This window comes from Crossiella sp. SN42, from assembly GCF_023897065.1.
In the GTDB taxonomy this organism is placed as follows: Bacteria; Actinomycetota; Actinomycetes; order Mycobacteriales; family Pseudonocardiaceae; genus Crossiella.
This window is the reverse complement of sequence record NZ_JAMHIV010000027.1, coordinates 145,926-162,041: the sequence shown is the minus strand read 5'-3', so window position 1 is coordinate 162,041 and position 16,116 is coordinate 145,926. Positions and strand designations below refer to the sequence as shown.

The window sequence follows — 16,116 nt, the reverse complement described above, 5'->3', positions numbered from 1 at the left end:
GTGGCGACCGGGGGCCTTCTACTCCAGGCGGAGGTCAGGAGTCGCGCTTGCCCACCAGCGCCCAGGCGGCGGGCAGCACGCCCGCGGCCAGCGCGGTCTTGATCAAGTCGCCGACCAGGAACGGCAGCAGGCCCTTGACCAGGGCTTCGGTGACGGTGAAGTCGGCGGCGATCATCAGCCAGGGCACGCCGACGGCGTAGATCACCGCGTTGCCCAGCAGCATGGTGCCCGCGGTGCGCAGCGGGGTGCGGTCGCCGCCGCGCTGGGCGAGCGCGCCGACCAGGGCGCCGGCCAGCACGAAGCCCACGATGTAGCCGATGGTGGCCGAGCCCGCGCTGGTGTGCCACGGCACGCCTGCCAGGCCGGCGAGCAGGTAGACCAGCATGGACAGGCCGCCGCGCTGCCAGCCCAGGGTGGCGCCGACCAGCAGGGCGGCGAAGGTCTGGGCGGTCACCGGCACCGGGCTGCCCGGGATGGGCACCGCGATCTGGGCGGCCAGGCCGGTCAGCGCGGCGCCGCCGAGGACCAGCGCGATGTCGCGGACCAGGGCACCGGGCACCAGGTCGGCCAGGACCCGGCGCGGCGGGGAGACGGTGAGCACGGACACCCGTGACCTCCAGGAGACGTGGGATCTTTTGCCCGCCGACCCTAACCCGGCGTGCCCCGGCGCGAAATTGTCGAGTACCTACAAACTTCAGGCGACTTGTGGCGCTGTGACGTAGGTCGCTCCGGCTTGCGCTCTGACATCGGCTACAACCGGCGAGCCGGTGAACGCGGCCGAGACCTCGGCCGGGCCGCCAGCGGGATCAGCTCGATCGGCCTGCCCCGCCTGGCGGCCAGCACGGACACCAGCGCCGGCACGCTGAACGGCCGTGGAATGTCCACAGTGGACACGACCTGGGCGCAGCGCCGCCACAGCGCCTTTCGCGAGCGCCGCACGTCTCTCCCCTCGGCGTCAGCGAGTGCTCTCGCCGCCGCCCCGTTATCCCGCACCGCGGTGTTGCGCAAGGCGCCCAGTAGCTCCAGCTCCCTGGCGATCACCTTCCCCTGCTCGTCGTCGAAGAAGTAGGCCGGCGGCACCTGGAAGAACCCGGCGAGGGCCTCCAGGTGCCGCTTGGTCGGGTTGTCCCTGCGGCCGGTGCGCAGCTGCCACAGGTAGGTCGCGGAGAAGGTCTCGCCGGTGCTCTCCCGGCAGGCCTTGGCCACCTCCTCGTTGCTGTGCGGCTCGCCGTTGGGCCGGCGGATGACCTGGAACACGTGGTCGATCCGCTCGGCGAGCGAGCCGGTTTCCGGCCGGCTGTCCGTGGCGCCGACGCCGAGGGTGGTCAGGGGATATGTGGTGCTGGGCTGCCGCCGCGCGCGCGAGAAGGCCGCGCCCGCACCGGTCAAGGCCAGCGCGTGACCCGCTGACCTGCGCCATCGGCAACGCTGAGTGTCCACATCGGACGTTACTCCCCGGTTGGGTTATTTGACCTTCCCGAACGGGTGGCGGCGTCTGATGTGGCTACCAATCAACCACTCGCTGTCGATGAATGAACCGTGGGCGCGACCCAGGTGGCCGACAACCGGCCACCCGGGCTCACAGGGTCAGAAGGAAGGGGTGACGGCATGCACGCGAATCGTGCGTCCGGACTGCGGCGGGCTGGTGTCCGGATCGGTGTCGTCGGCGCGGCGGTCGCCGCGGTCATGAGTGCGGGCCTCACGCCCGCGTACGCGGATCTCGGCGATGCGGGCGTCGCCGAGCTCGGTTCGGTCACGGTGACGGGCGCCAGCCCGTCCAGCTCGGGCCCGATCATCCCGTGCCGGCTCGGCGAGCAGGCCTCCGCGAGCACGCCGGGCGTGAGCTACCCGGGCGTGCGGTTCGGCTCGGGCACCACCACCTGCAACCAGGACGCGGCGGGCAACGCCGACATCAAGGTCGCGGGCAACACCTTCGAGCTGAGCTTGTTCAACAAGGCCGAGTACGGCAGGCGGCTGATCAGGGTCCGCAGCTTCGAGGCCACCTGCAAGTCCACCGAGAACGGCACCAGCGCGGGCTGGAAGCTCGGCGGCTACAGCGGGTTCACGCTGCCCAGCCCGGTCCCGCAGAACCACGTGGTCACGGTGCCCGGCAAGACCGGCATGCCGCCGGTGGCCAAGATCGTGGTGAACAAGGTGGAGACGGATCAGGGCGCGATCGCGCTGACCGCGATGCACATCACGCTCGACCCGGACGACGGCTACGGCGCGATCGGCGGCACGATCACCGTGGGCGCCACCGCCTGCGCGCCGACCTGGCCGCCCCGCTAGTCAGGGGCTTGGGCCTGGAGTGCCGCCCCGGGTGGGAGCGGGGCGGCACTTCACTCACCAAAACCCTTATGCCACAGCAGGTTCACCGATCAGCTCGACCCCGGCCGCGCGCAGCTGGCTGAGCGCGATGTCCACCGTCGGCCGGGCCACCCCCGCGGTCAGCGACAACAGCACGGTGGTCTCCAGCCCGGCCGCCCTGGCATCCAGCGCGGTGGCCCGCACGCAGTGGTCGGTGGCGATGCCTGCCACGTCCACCCGGTCCACCCCGCGCTCGCGCAGCCAGTCCGCCAGCGACTCGCCCTCGGCCCCCGCGCCCTCGAAGCCGGAGTAGGCCGCGGCGTAGGCGCCCTTGGAGAACACCGCCCGCACCGGCGTGACGTCCAGCTCCGGGTGGAAGGACGCGCCCGCGGTGCCCGCCACGCAGTGCACCGGCCAGGAGTCCACGTAGTCCGGCGTCTCGCTGAAGTGCGGGCCGGGATCCACGTGGTAGTCCCTGGTGGCCACCACGAAGTCGTAGTCCTGCTCGCGCACGTGCCGGGAGATCGCCGCGGCCACCGCGGCGCCACCGGCCACCGCGAGCGAACCACCCTCACAGAAGTCGTTCTGCACGTCCACGATGATCAGCGCGTTGGCCATGTCGGGACCTCCTACGGCAGGAAGACGGTGGGGATCGCGGGCTCGCCCTGGGACAGCGCCAAGCCCTCCCACGGCACGCTGACCAGCGCCTGGCGCAGCCGTTCCCGGCCCTGTTCCAGGGTGGGCAGGCCCTCGACCCGCTGTCCAGCGCGCACCAGGGGGATCTGCAGCTCGACATCGCCGTCCTGGCGCTCCGGCTGCTCACCGGCCAAGCGGTAGATGACCTCCTCGGTCGCGGTGCCGGTCGGCTTGTGCCGCCGCAGCGCCGCCTTCCGCCCGCCCCTGGACTCCTTGTGCGAGCTGCGCTTGGCCACCGGCCTGCCCTCGACCTCGACCAGCTTGTAGACCATGCCCGCGGTCGGCGCGCCGGAGCCGGTGACCAGCGAGGTGCCCACCCCGTAGGCGTCCACCGGCTCGGCTCGCAGCGCCGCGATCGCGTACTCGTCCAGGTCGCCGGAGACCACGATCCGGGTGGCAGGCGCGCCCAGCTCGTCCAGCTGCGTCCGGGCTTGCCTGGCCAGCACGCCGAGGTCGCCGGAGTCGATGCGCACCGCGCCCAGCTCGCTGCCTGCCACCTCGACCGCGGTCTTGATGCCCTTGGTGATGTCGTAGGTGTCCACCAGCAGCGTGGTGTTCACCCCGAGCGCGGCCACCTGGGCGCGGAAGGCGTCTTCCTCCGAGTCGTGCAGCAGGGTGAAGGCGTGCGCGCAGGTGCCCGCGGTCGGGATGCCGTAGCGACGGCCCGCCTCCAGGTTGGAGGTGGCGGTGAACCCGGCCAGGAAGGCGCACCGGGCCGCGGCCACCGCGGCCTCCTCGTGCGTGCGCCGGGTGCCCATCTCGATCAGTCCGCGCCCGTTGGCCGCCGACACCATCCGCGCCGCGGCCGAGGCCACCGCGCAGTCGTGGTTGAGGATGGACAGCGCGAGCGTCTCCAGCAGCACGCCCTCGCCGAAGCTGGATGTGACAGTGAGCACAGGGGAGCCCGGGAAGTACAGCTCGCCCTCGGCGTAGCCGACGATGTCGCCGCTGAACCGGTAGTCGGCCAGCCAGCCAAGGGTGTCCTCGTCCACCACGCCGGAGGCCCGCAGGCGCTCGATCTCGGCGTCGGCGAAGCGGAACTTCTCGATCGCGTCGAGCAGTCGCCCGGTCCCCGCGACCACGCCATATCGCCGCCCGTTGGGCAGTCGCCTGGCGAAGAGCTCGAACACACAGTCGCGGTCGGCGGTGCCGTCACGCAGCGCGCCCGCGAGCATGGTGAGTTCGTAGTGGTCGGTGAGCAACGCGGTGCTCTCCGCACGATCTGCGGCCGTCATGTGATCACCGTAGTCCGCGTCCTCCCCTAACGGGGCTCCTTCGCTGCGCCGTTCCAGTGGCTCATGACACCATGGAGTCATGTCCACGCCCCTGGAGCTGGAGAGGACAGAGGTCGAGCCCACCAGCGACGAAGCAGTCGCCGCTGACCGGCCCTGGATGACCGTGGTCTGGAACGACCCGGTGAACCTGATGTCCTATGTGACCTATGTCTTCCAGAAGCTGTTCGGTTTCAGTCGCGACAAGGCGACCAAGCTGATGCTCGACGTGCATCACAAGGGGAAGGCGATCGTGTCCTCAGGGGACAAGGAGAAGTGCGAGGCCGACGTGGCGAAACTGCATGCCGCCGGGCTGTGGGCGACCATGCAGCGTGACACGTGATCGGCTGGCGCCGCGACGGCGGCCAACTCGTCGCCGAGCTGACCCAGCAGGAGGCCGCGGTGCTGCGCGGCATGGTCGGCCAGATCAAGGAGATGCTCGACGAGCGCGCTGACGAGGCGCCGCAGGACGAGCTGGCCCTGATCACCGGCATCCGCACCGGCCCGTCCACCCCGCCGGACAACCGGATCATGGCCCGCCTGCTGCCCGACTTCCACCGCGGCGACGAGGACGGCGACCTGCTGCCCGCCGACGCCGACTCGGCCGCCGCGCTGCGCTCGATCTACGAGCCGCAGCTGGTGGAGGCCAAGGTCGGGGTGGCCGAAGTGGTGCTGACCACCTGCCCGCGCGAGGGCGGGGTGGCCGCGTTGAGCGAGGAGCAGGCCGAGGCCTGGCTGTCCGCGATCAACGACGTCCGGCTGGCCCTGGGCACCGCGCTGGACATCAGCGACGACGAGAACCAGGAAGAACCGCTGGACGCCGATGACACCCGGTCCGCGCACATGGGCGTCTACCAGTGGCTGACCTGGGTGCAGGACACGCTGATCGCCACCCTCTCCGGCGACGACGAGGAATGATCCCGGGACCGCTCAACGCGCTCACCGACGTGCCCGGCCTGCTGGTCGGGCAGCACCACCGCCTGGACGAGGGCTGGGCCACCGGAACCACGGTGGTGCTGGCCCCGGACGGCGCGGTGGGCGCGGTCGACGTGCGCGGCGGCGGCCCCGGCACCCGCGAGACCGACCTGCTGGACCCCACGCACCTGGTGCAACGGGTCAACGCGGTGGTGCTCACCGGCGGCAGCGCCTACGGCCTGGCCGCCGCGGACGGCGTGATGCGCTGGCTGGACGAGCGGCACCAGGGCGTCCCGGTCGGCCCGGACCCGCACCAGGTGGTGCCGATCGTGCCTGCCGCGGTGCTGTTCGACCTGTGGCACAACGCCTGGGGCAACCGCCCGGACGCCGGGTTCGGCGCGCTGGCCTGCGCCGCCGCCACCGACGGCCCGGTCGCCCAGGGCACCGTCGGCGCGGGAGCGGGCGCGCAGGCGGGCTGGCTCAAGGGCGGCCTGGGCACCGCCAGCGCGGTCCTGCCCGACGGCACCACCCTGGGCGCCCTGGTCGCGGCCAACCCGCACGGCGACCCCCTCGCGCCCACCGGCCTGCCCTGGGCCGCCCACCTCGGTCTGCCCGGCGAGTTCCCGCTCCGAGTCCCTGACCAGCGCGAACTGGACCGGGTCAGCCGCGAGTTCCCGGCCAGCAGGCTCAACACCACCATCGGCGTGATCGCCACCGACGCCACCCTGAGCAAGGCCGAGTGCCACCGCCTGGCCGTGGTCGCGCACGACGGCCTGGCCCGCGCGGTCCGCCCGGCGCACTCGATGTTCGACGGCGACACCTTCTTCGCGCTGTCCACGGCCAAGCGGGAGCTGCCGGTCGCGGACGGGGTCTTCGGCGAGATCGGCCGGGCCGGGCGGCTGGACGAGCTGTGCACGGTCGCCGCGGACGTGGTGTCCAGGGCCATCACGCACGCGGTGCTGGCGGCCACCGGCCTCCCCGGCCTGCCCGCTTTCCGGGACCTGTTCCCCTCCGCCCTCCCGACTTCTGGACCCTCTCCCAAATCCTGAGAAGGGGTTCCCAGGGTCATTTAGGATGGTCGGCGTGCTGGTGATTCGACGTGACCTCGTGGACGCGATGGTCGACCACGCCCGCCGGGACCACCCGGACGAGGCGTGCGGGGTGATCGCCGGCCCAGCCGGGTCCGACCGGCCGGAACGCTTCATCGAGATGGTCAACGCCGAGCGCTCGCCCACGTTCTACCGGTTCGACTCCGGTGAGCAGCTGCGGGTCTGGCGGGCGATGGACGCCGCGGACGAGGAGCCGGTGGTCATCTACCACTCGCACACCGCGACCGAGGCCTACCCCTCGCGCACCGACGTCTCCTTCGCCGCCGAGCCGAACGCGCACTACGTGCTGGTCTCCACCCGCGATCCCGAGGTGCACGAGCTGCGCTCGTACCGGATCGTGGACGGGGTGGTGACCGAGGAACCCGTCGAGGTCGTCGAGTCCTACATGTTCGCCAACACCGGCAAGGACGACGTGCCGGACTCGCGCTGAGCCGCTCGCTCGCGTCCCCGTACCCCGGTTTTTGTGTCCACAGTGGACTGAAGGAGTGTCAGCAATGGCCGTCACCGTCTCGATTCCCACCATCCTGCGCACGCACACGGGTGGCGAGAAGTCCGTCGAGGCCCAGGGCGCGACCCTCGCGGAGGTCATCAACGACCTGGAGGGCAAGTTCGGCGGGCTCAAGACCAAGCTGGTCAAGGAAGGCGTCCTGCACCGGTTCGTCAACGTCTACGTCAACGACGAGGACGTGCGCTTCGCCGGTGGCCTGGAGGCCGCGGTCAAGGACGGCGACAACGTCACCATCCTGCCCGCCGTCGCCGGTGGCTAGGTACGACTCGCTGCTGGACGCCCTCGGCGACACCCCGCTGGTGGGGTTGCCGAGGCTGTCCCCAGCGGCGGAGGTGCGCCTGTGGGCGAAGCTGGAGGACCGCAACCCGACCGGCTCGATCAAGGACCGGCCCGCGCTGGCCATGATCGAGGCGGCCGAGCGGGACGGCCTGCTCACCCCCGGCGCGACGATCCTGGAGCCGACCTCCGGCAACACCGGCATCTCGCTGGCCATGGCGGCCAAGCTCAAGGGCTACCGGCTGATCTGCGTGATGCCGGAGAACACCTCCACCGAGCGGCGGCAGCTGCTGCACGCCTACGGGGCGCAGATCGTGTTCTCCCCGGCCGCGGGCGGGTCCAACCAGGCGGTCGCGGTGGCCAAGGAGCTGGCGCAGAAGAACCCGACCTGGGTGATGCTCTACCAGTACGGGAACCCGGCGAACGCGGACGCGCACTACAACTCCACCGCGCCGGAGATCCTGCGTGACCTGCCCACGATCACCCACTTCGTGGCCGGGCTGGGCACCACCGGCACCCTGGTCGGCGCGGGCCGCTACTTCCGCGAGCACAAGCCGGACGTGCAGATCATCGCCGCCGAGCCGCGCTACGGCGAGCTGGTCTACGGCCTGCGCAACCTGGACGAGGGCTTCGTGCCCGAGCTCTACGACCCCTCGGTGCTCAGTGGCCGGTTCTCGGTCGGCTCCTACGACGCGCTGCGCCGCACCAGGCAGCTGCTGGAGACCGAGGGCATCTTCGCCGGCATCTCCACCGGCGCGATCCTGCACGCCGCGCTGGCCGCCGCGGACAAGGCGGTGGCGGCGGGCAAACCGGCCGACATCGTGTTCGTGATCGCCGACGCCGGCTGGAAGTACCTGTCCACCGGCGCGTACAGCGGCACCCTTGAGGAAGCCGCCGAACGCATCGACGGCCACCTCTGGGCCTGACCTGGGGGGCTGCTCAGCCAGCGAAGGCTGTGCTGGGCAGCCCTGAGCCCACTCCTGGGAACACGAACAGCGCGCCGGCGTGCGGCTGCTCGGCCTGCTGCTCCGGCGACAGCCCGTCGCTGGCCGAGGTCACGTACAGGTCCTCGAACCTCGGCCCGCCGAAGCAGGGCGCGGTCGGGTTGGCCACCGGCATCTCGTACTCCGCGTCCAGCCTGCCGTCCGGGGTGTAGCGGCGCACCGCCCAGCCGTCCCACAGCGCGACCCAGACACAGCCCTCGGCGTCCACGCACAGGCCGTCCGGCGAGCCCCGGTCCACCTCGGCCACCGTGCGCCGGTTGCTGATCTCCCCGGCGTCCCGGTCGAAGTCGAAGACGTCCAGGCGGCCGGTCGGGGTGTCCACGTAGTACATCAGCCGCCCATCCGGGCTCCAGCCCAGGCCGTTGCTGATGGTCACCGCGTCCAGCACGACCTTGGCCGCGCCGTCGCCGTCCACCCTGGCCAGCCAGCCGCCGCCGGTGGCGGTGTCGTAGCGCATGGTCCCGGCCCACAGCCGCCCCATCGGGTCCACCGCCGCGTCGTTGCCGCGCACGCCCTCGCGGGCCCAGTAGACCAGCCAGTTGCGGCCCACGCCGTCGGCGTCCAGCAGCGCGATGCCCTCGGCCAGGTTCAGCACCAGCCCGCCGTTGGCCCTGGGCTTGGCCGCCCCGACGTGCTGCGGCACCGCCAGCGACTCGTCGGTCCCGGTGCGCGGGTTGTAGCGGTGCACCCGCTTGCCCAGGATGTCCACCCACAGCAGGGTTTCGCTGGCGGCGTCCCAGGTGGGGCCCTCGCCCAGTTCGGCGGGGGCGGCCACCGCGATCTCGGGGTGTCGATCAGCCATGGGCGGCAGCCTATCGGGCGCCTAGCTGGTGAAGCCGGGGTCGGACTCGCGCGGGGCGGCGACGCGGCCCTTCGGCTCCTCCCAGTCCTCGTGCCTGCCGCGCGCGGTGATGTCCAGCAGCCGGTAGGCGTGCATCATCACCTCCACGCCGCGGCCGTAGGTGGCGTAGGTGTGGAAGACCTCCTCGCCCTCGCGCAGGAAGGCGCTGACCCCGGGCTGCTCGCCGACGTAGTCGATCAGCCAGCCCTGCCCGGCCGCGGTCAGCTCCTCGCCGGAGCGGAAGTTGTAGCGGTTGGGGCCGGTCGCGGGGTCCATCGTGGCGTCGAAGTCGTAGTTGAAGTCGCTGCCGTGCGAGGAGTACCAGGGGAAGGTCCAGCCCCTGCTCTGCTTGTAGGCGGCCAGCTTCGGGTACGGCGCGCGGGAGACCGCGGCGAAGGCGGTGTCCCTAGAGGCCAGGTGCGCGCGGGCGCCCTCGCTGAGGTCGTCGGCCATCGCGGTGCAGCTCGGACAGCCCGCGTCCCAGGACGGGTCGAACATGAAGTGCTGCAACACCAGCTGGCCGCGCCCGTCGAACAGGTCCAGCAGCCGGACCTCGCCGTCCGGGCCGGTGAAGCGGTAGTCCTTGTCCACCCGGGTCATCGGCAGCCGCCGCCGGTCGGCGTTGAGCTTGTCCAGTGCCCTGAACAGCTCCTTCTCCTTGACCAGCAGCTCCTTGCGGGCGGCCAGCCACTCGTCCCTGCTCACTACCTGCGGTTGGTCCACGACGTCCTCCCGGGTCGTTGACTTGCGTGATGCAAGTAACCGTAGGGCGGCAACTTGCATCACACAAGTGGAAACCGGATCATCCAGCCTGTGCTCGGTCGGATGTATGAACGCGAGAACTGCTCAGCGGCCCGCGCGCTGGAGATCGTCGGCGAGCGGTGGAGCCTGCTGATCATCCGCAACGCGGTCTTCGCGGACATGACCCGGTTCTCCGACTTCGAGCGCAGGCTCGGCGTGGCGCCCAACATCCTGGCCAAGCGGCTGGACGGGTTCGTCGCCGACGGGCTGATGCAGCGGCGCGAGGGCCGGGAGTACGTGCTCACCGAGAAGGGCCGCGAGCTCGCCACGGTGCTCATCGCGCTGACCGAGTGGGGCGACCGCTGGGCCGCGCCGCAGGGCCCGCCGGTCCTCTACGAGCACCAGGACTGCGGCGGCCCGGTGCACGTGCACGCCCGCTGCGCGCACTGCGGGGCGGAACCCGCGCCCGGCGAGGTGCTCGCGGTGGCCGGTCCGGGCGCGCATCCGCACCGCCGCCCGCCGCGCGACCCGAGCCCGCTGCACGCCGCCATGCTCGAACTCAGGGACAACCCCGAGGTGAGCACCGCGAAAGGCCAGTAGCCTCGATCTCGTGCAGCCGCTACCAGTGCCAACGTCACCGCGCGACGACTCGGGCCGGATCTTCCCGGCGCGGCCCAAACAGGCCGCCCTCGTCATCCTCGGCTTCGCCGCACTGCTGTACCTGCTGGAACTGGTGGACGCGTTCTCCGGCCACGCGCTGGACTTCGGCGGCATCGTGCCGCGCGAGTGGTCCGGGCTGGACGGCGTGCTGTGGGCCCCGCTGCTGCACCTGGGCTGGGACCACCTGGCCGCGAACACGGTGCCGTTGCTGGTGCTCGGCTTCCTCAGCTTCGCCGGCGGCCTGCGCCAGTTCGTCGCGGTGACCGCGACCATCTGGCTCGTGGGCGGGCTGGGCACCTGGCTGACCGGGGAGTCCGGCTCGATCCACCTCGGCGCCTCCGGCCTGATCTTCGGCTGGCTGACCTTCCTGCTGGTGCGCGGCATCTTCGCGCGCCGCGCCGGACCGATCCTGCTGGCCGTGGTGCTGTTCTTCTGCTACGGCTACCTGCTCTGGGGCGTGCTGCCCGGCACCCCGGGCGTGTCCTGGCAGGGCCACCTCTTCGGCGCGGTGGCCGGTGTGGTCGCGGGCTGGCTGACCGGCAAGGCGAGCCGCCGTCCCGCCGGGAGCAACCTCGGGGCATGATCGAGGCGTGAGCACCGCGCCGATCGGCATCTTCGACTCCGGCGTCGGCGGGCTGACCGTGGCCCGCGCGATGCTGGACCAGCTACCGGCCGAGCGGCTGCGCTACGTCGGCGACACCGGCAACGGGCCCTACGGTCCGCTGTCCATCGCCGAGGTGCGCCGCCACTCGCTGGCCATCACCGACTCGCTGGTGGAGAGCGGGGTGAAGCTGCTGGTCATCGCGTGCAACACGGCGACCGCGGCCTGCCTGCACGACGCGCGGGAACGCTACGACATCCCGGTGGTGGAGGTGCTGCGGCCCGCGGTGCGCCGCGCGGTGGCCACCACGCGCAGCGGCCGGATCGGCGTCATCGGCACCAGGGCGACCATCACCTCCAGGGCCTACGAGGACGCCTTCGCCGCCGCCCCCGACCTCACCGTGACCAGCGTGGCCTGCCCCCGGTTCGTGGACTTCGTGGAACGCGGCATCACCTCCGGCCGCCAGGTGCTCGGGCTGGCCCAGTCCTACCTGGAACCGTTGCAGCGGGCCGAAGTGGACACCGTGGTGCTGGGCTGCACGCACTACCCGCTGCTCACCGGCGTGATCCAGCTGGCCATGGGCGATGCGGTGACCCTGGTCTCCAGCGCGGAGGAGACCGCCAAGGACGTGGTCAAGGTGCTCACCGAGGCGGACCTGCTGCGCGATCCGGACAGCCCCGAACTGGCCCATTCCTTCACCGCCACCGGCCCGGCCGAACCGTTCGCGAAACTGGCCCGCCGCTTCCTCGGCCCGCAGCTGGGTACCGTCATGACGGGCGCTGTTCCGAGATCGTCTGCCATGCCAGGCTGATCCGGTGCTACTGACCGTTCTCGGCTGTTCCGGCAGCCTGCCCAGCGCTGACTCGCCGGCTTCCGGTTACCTGGTGGAGTCCGACGGGTTCCGTGTGCTCCTCGATCTCGGCAATGGGGTGCTGGGGGCGCTCCAGCGGCATGGCGACCCGTTCGGCGTGGACGCGCTGGTGCTCTCTCACCTGCATCCGGACCACTGCGCGGATTTCGCCGCGCTGACCGTGCTCCGCCGGTACCACCCGGACCCGCCGTATGACACCAGGGCCCGGCGGCTGCCGGTGTACGCGCCCAGCGAGGCGGCCACCCGGCTGGCCGCGGCCTACGCGCCGAGTGCCGCCGAACGGGCCGAGACCGACCTCAGCGATGTCTACCAGTTCCACCGGCTCACCCCCGGCACCGTCCACATCGGACCGTTCGAGCTGACCACCGAACAGGTCGCGCATCCCTGTGAGGCCTTCGGTTTCCGGCTCACCGCCAGTGGCAGGACACTGGCCTACACCGGCGACTCCGGCCCCTGCGAGGCGCTGCGCAAGCTGGCCGACTCGGCGGACCTGCTGCTGGCCGAGGCATGCTGGCCGCACGACCCCGAGGCGCACCCACCCGACCTGCACCTGTCCGGACTGGAGGCCGGGCAGTTGGCGGCGGCGGCCGGGGTGCGCAGGCTGGTGGTCACGCACGTGCCGCCGTGGGCGAACCGCGAGCAGATGGCCGAGGAGGCCGCCACCGCCTTCGCCGGCCCGGTCGACCTGGCCTTCCCCGGCGCTTCGTTCACCGTGGGCTGCTGACCCGGCGCTACTGGCCACCAACCCCGTTCCACACCGCGGTGGAGCCGCTGTGCCCGATCCGCACCACCTGCACTGTGCTGGCCACCCCGGCCACGGCGACCAGCACAGCGGCCACCACCGCCACCCGCCGCCAAGTCGCCGGCCCGTCCGCGGTCTCCTGGTCCGCCTTCCGGCCCACCAGCAGGAAGGCGACCACGAGCACGCCGAAGGCCAGCGCGTACGGCAGCAGTTCCCCACCGAGGTCCGCGTGCCGCTGGATCAACGGGTTGGCCACCCCCAGCGCGCCCTGCAACTGCTCACCGCTCACCTGCGCCACCGGCACCGCGGCCACCCCGGCCACGGTCAGCGCGAGCACCGGCCAGCCGAAGCGCCGCCGCCAGGCCGGGCGGAGCGCGATCAGCAGGGCGCACAGGGCGGCCAGCGGCAGCAGGACCACCACGGCGTGCACGACCAGCGGGTGCAGCGGCAGGCCGTCGACGGTCGTCAGGTTCATGGGCACCTCTCAGGGAACTGTTTCCGCACGTGACAGGAGCACCTGCGTTGGACAGCGGACCACATCAGTGTGGGAATCCGGGTGATCACGCGTTCGTTGATCACCCGCTTGGGTGGCAAGTCTGGCCTGTCTCCAGTGACAGCCGGCGATCCCGGTCCGCGTCCATGGCATACGACGGCCGTGCCAGGACGGTTCACCTGGGTGACTAGGCTAGCCGCGTGGTGCGCATCGATGGCAGAAGCGACGAGGCCCTGCGGGATATCAAGATCACCAGGGGCTACCAGGACTGGCCCGCCGGCTCGGTGCTGGTGGAGTTCGGCAAGACCCGCGTGCTGTGCGCGGCCAGTGTGTCCGAGGGGGTGCCGCGGTGGCGCTCCGGCTCCGGGCTGGGCTGGGTGACCGCCGAGTACGCCATGCTGCCCTCGGCCACGCACAGCCGCAGTGACCGGGAGTCCATCAAGGGCCGGGTCGGCGGGCGCACGCACGAGATCAGCCGCCTGATCGGCCGGTCGCTGCGCACCTGCATCGACCTCTCCGCCCTCGGCGAGAACACCATCGTGATCGACTGCGATGTCCTCCAGGCCGACGGCGGCACCCGCACCGCGGCGATCACCGGCGCCTACGTGGCGCTGGCCGACGCGGTCACCTGGCTCGGCGCGGCCGGCAAGCTCGCCGACCCCAAGCCGCTGTCCTGCCAGATCGCCGCGGTCAGCGTGGGCGTGGTGGACGGCCGGGTGCGGCTGGACCTGCCCTACGAGGAGGACTCGCGGGCCGAGGTGGACATGAACGTGGTGGCCACCGACGCGGGCACCCTGGTTGAGGTGCAGGGCACCGGCGAGGGCGCCACCTTCGCCCGCTCCACCCTGGACAAGATGCTCGACCTGGCCCTGGCCGGGGTGGCCGACCTGTGCCGCCTGCAGGCCGAGGCGCTCGCGCTGCCCTACCCCGGCACGCTGCCCGAGGGGAAGAAGGCATGAGGGTCCTGCTGGCCAGCCGCAACGCCAAGAAGCTGGGCGAGCTGCGGCGGATCGTGGCGGCCGAGCGGCTCGACGGCATCGAGATCCTCGGCCTGGACGAGGTGCCCGAGTTCCCGGAGGCGCCCGAGACCGGGGCCACCTTCGAGGAGAACGCCATCGCCAAGGCCGTGGACGCGGCCGCCGCGACCGGCCTGCCCTCGATCGCCGACGACTCCGGCATCGCGGTGGACGCGCTCAACGGCATGCCCGGCGTGCTCTCCGCCCGCTGGTCCGGCAAGCACGGCGACGACCTCGGCAACCTGGAGCTGCTGCTCGGCCAGCTCGGCGACGTGCCGGACGAGCGCCGCGGCGCCGCGTTCGTGGCCGTGGTCGCGCTGGCGGTGCCCGGCGCGGAGCCGGTGGTGGTGCGCGGGGAGTGGCGGGGCACGCTGCTGCGCGCGATGCGCGGCGCCAACGGCTTCGGCTACGACCCGATCTTCGTGCCCGAGGGCGAGACCAGGACCTCGGCGGAGATGACGCCAGCGGAGAAGGACGCGGACTCCCACCGCGGCCGCGCCCTTCGCCTGCTGCTGCCGCACCTGCGCGCGCTGGCCGAGCAAAGTTCTTAGAACAGACCAGCCAGCGCGCCCGCACCCGTGTTGAGCGACTTGGCGGCGCGGGCGTAGCTGGTGCCGGGGGAGTGCGTGCTCAGCAGCACCACCACCCTGGTGCCCTCGGCCAGCACTCCGCTGGTGTGCAGGTCGGTGCCTGCGCGGCCGGTCGCCCAGCCCTGTTTGACCGCCCACTGCACCTTGGGCAGCCCGTTCGGGATGCCGAAGTGCTGGTCGAACCGGTCCGCGGCGATCTTCGGCGCGGCGGCCAGCGCGCTCATGATCAGCTCGCGGTGCGCCTTGGGCAGCTCGGTCAGGATGTGCCGGTACATCTTGGCCACATCCCGCGCGCTGACCTTGGTGTCGCCCCAGTGCATCGGGTCCAGCGGCGGCAGGGTCCGGCTCAGGCCCATCCGCCTGGCCTGGCGCTGCACCATGGTGTTGCCGCCGAGTCGCACCCACAGTTCGCTGGCGATGCCGTCGTGGCTGGCCGAGAGCATGGTGCGCAGGTCGGTGGCGGTGGACGCGCCGGACTGCAGCGCGTCCACCGCGATCAGCAGCTTCACCAGCGAGGCCGAGCGGAACTGCCGGTCCGGGTCCACGCTGGCCAGCTCCCGCCAGCCGTCGACCTCCAGCACCAGCAGGCCGACCCCGGTGGCGCTGCCGCCCGCGCGCACCGCCCGGTTCACCGCGTTGCCCAGCTCGGTGGGGGAGCCCTTTTCCTGCTTGGGTCTGGTCGTCGGACCCGGCTGCACCACCTCGGTCGGTTCCGGGCCGGGCGCGTCGCTGGGCGGCAGCGCCACCGTGGTCATGTTCGCCTGGTTGGGCGTCTCCGGCGGCCCGGACGGACCGGCCTCACCGAGCAGATGGATCGACAGCAGACCGGCAGCGCACACCACGAACACGCTGGCCATCGCCCCCACGGAGTTCTTCACGACCCGTTTACGCGAAGCCCCGCAACGAAGTTGGCCTAGTTGTCAGGCAACTTTCCCGGTCGGTTCGGCGTAGGTGCGGACGGTCGGATCCGGTTGCACCGCAAGGGGAATCTTCAGTATTCGCTCAGACGCCGAGGTCCCTGCGCAGTTTGGCCACGTGCCCGGTGGCGCGCACGTTGTACTGCGCGGTGGCGATCTTGCCCTCGGGGTCCACCACGAAGGTGGATCGGATCACCCCGGTGACGGTCTTGCCGTACATCATCTTCTCGCCGAAGGCGCCCCAGGCGGTGAGCACCGCGCGCTCCGGGTCCGACAGCAGCGGGAAGGTCAGCTCCTGCTCGTCCCGGACCTTGGCCAGCTTGGCCGGCTTGTCAGGGGAGATGCCGAGCACGGTGTAGCCCGCGCCGTTGAGCTCGGCCAGGCTGTCCCGGAAGTCGCAGGCCTGCTTGCTGCACCCCGGGGTGCCCGCGGCCGGGTAGAAGTAGACGATCACGTGCTGCCCGCGGAAGTCCGCCAGCGAGACGGGCTTGCCGTCGGCGTCGGGCAGGGTGAACCCGGGCGCGGGGTCGCCGGGGGAAAGACGTTCGGTCATGACCG

The 16,116-nt window shown here is 71.7% G+C and carries 21 protein-coding genes and 1 pseudogene; 13 read left to right on the top strand and 9 right to left on the bottom strand.

Annotation, left to right across the window (positions count from 1 at the left end):
- Positions 1–34: 34 nt before the first annotated feature.
- Entirely contained in the window at positions 35–607 is a 573-nt protein-coding gene (locus M8C13_RS30245; protein ID WP_252484139.1) for a biotin transporter BioY, read from the bottom strand.
- A 347-nt stretch (positions 608–954) separates the two neighbouring features.
- Positions 955–1,329: pseudogene (locus tag M8C13_RS30240) on the bottom strand (XRE family transcriptional regulator); the annotation flags it as partial.
- Between the two features lie 279 nt (positions 1,330–1,608).
- Here M8C13_RS30240 and M8C13_RS30235 point away from each other — a divergent pair.
- Positions 1,609–2,289, top strand: coding sequence for a hypothetical protein (locus tag M8C13_RS30235; protein ID WP_252484138.1), 681 nt, complete (start codon positions 1,609–1,611; stop codon positions 2,287–2,289).
- Between the two features lie 66 nt (positions 2,290–2,355).
- Here the strand turns inward: M8C13_RS30235 and M8C13_RS30230 are convergent, their stop codons facing one another.
- Positions 2,356–2,925 (bottom strand): isochorismatase family protein, encoded by a 570-nt coding sequence (locus M8C13_RS30230; protein ID WP_252484137.1) that lies wholly within the window; start codon positions 2,923–2,925, stop codon positions 2,356–2,358.
- A gap of 11 nt (positions 2,926–2,936) precedes the next feature.
- Positions 2,937–4,238 (bottom strand): nicotinate phosphoribosyltransferase, encoded by a 1,302-nt coding sequence (locus M8C13_RS30225; protein ID WP_252484136.1) that lies wholly within the window; start codon positions 4,236–4,238, stop codon positions 2,937–2,939.
- A gap of 79 nt (positions 4,239–4,317) precedes the next feature.
- On the opposite strand from M8C13_RS30225, the gene clpS reads away from it, so the two are divergent.
- From clpS to M8C13_RS30195, 6 genes are all read left to right on the top strand, one after another.
- A complete protein-coding gene (gene clpS, locus M8C13_RS30220) occupies positions 4,318–4,617 on the top strand; it encodes an ATP-dependent Clp protease adapter ClpS (protein ID WP_252484135.1) in 300 nt (99 codons plus the stop codon).
- Positions 4,614–5,192: a DUF2017 domain-containing protein gene (locus tag M8C13_RS30215; protein ID WP_252484134.1), complete on the top strand. Its 579-nt coding sequence runs from the start codon at positions 4,614–4,616 to the stop codon at positions 5,190–5,192. The genes clpS and M8C13_RS30215 overlap by 4 nt, the downstream gene beginning before the upstream one ends.
- The gene (locus M8C13_RS30210) at positions 5,189–6,238 is read left to right on the top strand and encodes a P1 family peptidase (protein WP_252484133.1); all 1,050 of its coding nucleotides are present in this window, start codon (positions 5,189–5,191) and stop codon (positions 6,236–6,238) included. Before M8C13_RS30215 ends, M8C13_RS30210 begins: the two co-directional genes overlap by 4 nt.
- Positions 6,239–6,272: 34 nt before the next feature.
- Positions 6,273–6,728: a M67 family metallopeptidase gene (locus M8C13_RS30205; RefSeq protein WP_308202876.1), complete on the top strand. Its 456-nt coding sequence runs from the start codon at positions 6,273–6,275 to the stop codon at positions 6,726–6,728.
- Positions 6,729–6,792: 64 nt separating this feature from the next.
- On the top strand, positions 6,793–7,065 hold the full coding sequence (locus tag M8C13_RS30200) for a MoaD family protein (protein ID WP_252484131.1): 273 nt from the start codon (positions 6,793–6,795) through the stop codon (positions 7,063–7,065).
- A complete protein-coding gene (locus tag M8C13_RS30195; protein WP_252484130.1) occupies positions 7,058–8,008 on the top strand; it encodes a PLP-dependent cysteine synthase family protein in 951 nt (316 codons plus the stop codon). Before M8C13_RS30200 ends, M8C13_RS30195 begins: the two co-directional genes overlap by 8 nt.
- A gap of 13 nt (positions 8,009–8,021) precedes the next feature.
- Here the strand turns inward: M8C13_RS30195 and M8C13_RS30190 are convergent, their stop codons facing one another.
- Both M8C13_RS30190 and M8C13_RS30185 read right to left on the bottom strand, forming a co-directional pair.
- Positions 8,022–8,888 carry an SMP-30/gluconolactonase/LRE family protein gene (locus M8C13_RS30190; RefSeq protein WP_252484129.1) on the bottom strand — a complete coding sequence of 289 codons (867 nt, stop codon included), beginning with the start codon at positions 8,886–8,888 and terminating at the stop codon, positions 8,022–8,024.
- 21 nt (positions 8,889–8,909) lie between these two features.
- Complete coding sequence (locus M8C13_RS30185; protein ID WP_252484128.1) at positions 8,910–9,650, bottom strand: DUF899 domain-containing protein; 741 nt, start codon at positions 9,648–9,650, stop codon at positions 8,910–8,912.
- A 102-nt stretch (positions 9,651–9,752) separates the two neighbouring features.
- Between M8C13_RS30185 and M8C13_RS30180 the strand changes: the two genes are divergently transcribed.
- Genes M8C13_RS30180 through M8C13_RS30165 form a run of 4 tightly spaced genes read left to right on the top strand, consistent with a single transcriptional unit; the run spans position 9,753 to position 12,524 of the window.
- A complete protein-coding gene (locus tag M8C13_RS30180; RefSeq protein ID WP_252484127.1) occupies positions 9,753–10,268 on the top strand; it encodes a helix-turn-helix domain-containing protein in 516 nt (171 codons plus the stop codon).
- Between the two features lie 10 nt (positions 10,269–10,278).
- Entirely contained in the window at positions 10,279–10,911 is a 633-nt protein-coding gene (locus tag M8C13_RS30175) for a rhomboid family intramembrane serine protease (protein ID WP_252484126.1), read from the top strand.
- A 7-nt stretch (positions 10,912–10,918) separates the two neighbouring features.
- A complete protein-coding gene (gene murI, locus M8C13_RS30170) occupies positions 10,919–11,740 on the top strand; it encodes a glutamate racemase (RefSeq protein WP_252484125.1) in 822 nt (273 codons plus the stop codon).
- 4 nt (positions 11,741–11,744) lie between these two features.
- A complete protein-coding gene (locus M8C13_RS30165; RefSeq protein ID WP_252484124.1) occupies positions 11,745–12,524 on the top strand; it encodes an MBL fold metallo-hydrolase in 780 nt (259 codons plus the stop codon).
- Positions 12,525–12,531: 7 nt separating this feature from the next.
- Here M8C13_RS30165 and M8C13_RS30160 read toward each other — a convergent pair whose 3' ends face one another.
- On the bottom strand, positions 12,532–13,017 hold the full coding sequence (locus tag M8C13_RS30160; RefSeq protein WP_252484123.1) for a DUF2231 domain-containing protein: 486 nt from the start codon (positions 13,015–13,017) through the stop codon (positions 12,532–12,534).
- A 218-nt stretch (positions 13,018–13,235) separates the two neighbouring features.
- Between M8C13_RS30160 and rph the strand changes: the two genes are divergently transcribed.
- Positions 13,236–13,994 carry a ribonuclease PH gene (gene rph, locus M8C13_RS30155; protein ID WP_252484122.1) on the top strand — a complete coding sequence of 253 codons (759 nt, stop codon included), beginning with the start codon at positions 13,236–13,238 and terminating at the stop codon, positions 13,992–13,994.
- Positions 13,991–14,602, top strand: coding sequence for an RdgB/HAM1 family non-canonical purine NTP pyrophosphatase (gene rdgB / locus M8C13_RS30150; RefSeq protein ID WP_252484121.1), 612 nt, complete (start codon positions 13,991–13,993; stop codon positions 14,600–14,602). The genes rph and rdgB overlap by 4 nt, the downstream gene beginning before the upstream one ends.
- Here rdgB and M8C13_RS30145 read toward each other — a convergent pair.
- Both M8C13_RS30145 and bcp read right to left on the bottom strand, forming a co-directional pair.
- Entirely contained in the window at positions 14,599–15,519 is a 921-nt protein-coding gene (locus tag M8C13_RS30145) for a serine hydrolase (protein WP_252484120.1), read from the bottom strand. The two genes, rdgB and M8C13_RS30145, sit on opposite strands and share 4 nt — an antisense overlap.
- 124 nt (positions 15,520–15,643) lie before the next feature.
- Complete coding sequence (gene bcp / locus M8C13_RS30140; protein ID WP_252484119.1) at positions 15,644–16,111, bottom strand: thioredoxin-dependent thiol peroxidase; 468 nt, start codon at positions 16,109–16,111, stop codon at positions 15,644–15,646.
- Positions 16,112–16,116: the final 5 nt, after the last annotated feature.

Coding starts and splice junctions, on each gene's coding strand:
- M8C13_RS30235 (WP_252484138.1), top strand. CDS start 1,609: ATGCACGCGAATCGTGCGTCCGGACTGCGGCGGGCTGGTGTCCGGATC.
- M8C13_RS30230 (WP_252484137.1), bottom strand. CDS start 2,925: ATGGCCAACGCGCTGATCATCGTGGACGTGCAGAACGACTTCTGTGAG.
- M8C13_RS30225 (WP_252484136.1), bottom strand. CDS start 4,238: ATGACGGCCGCAGATCGTGCGGAGAGCACCGCGTTGCTCACCGACCAC.
- clpS (WP_252484135.1), top strand. CDS start 4,318: ATGTCCACGCCCCTGGAGCTGGAGAGGACAGAGGTCGAGCCCACCAGC.
- M8C13_RS30210 (WP_252484133.1), top strand. CDS start 5,189: ATGATCCCGGGACCGCTCAACGCGCTCACCGACGTGCCCGGCCTGCTG.
- M8C13_RS30200 (WP_252484131.1), top strand. CDS start 6,793: ATGGCCGTCACCGTCTCGATTCCCACCATCCTGCGCACGCACACGGGT.
- M8C13_RS30190 (WP_252484129.1), bottom strand. CDS start 8,888: ATGGCTGATCGACACCCCGAGATCGCGGTGGCCGCCCCCGCCGAACTG.
- M8C13_RS30180 (WP_252484127.1), top strand. CDS start 9,753: ATGTATGAACGCGAGAACTGCTCAGCGGCCCGCGCGCTGGAGATCGTC.
- M8C13_RS30160 (WP_252484123.1), bottom strand. CDS start 13,017: ATGAACCTGACGACCGTCGACGGCCTGCCGCTGCACCCGCTGGTCGTG.
- rdgB (WP_252484121.1), top strand. CDS start 13,991: ATGAGGGTCCTGCTGGCCAGCCGCAACGCCAAGAAGCTGGGCGAGCTG.
- bcp (WP_252484119.1), bottom strand. CDS start 16,111: ATGACCGAACGTCTTTCCCCCGGCGACCCCGCGCCCGGGTTCACCCTG.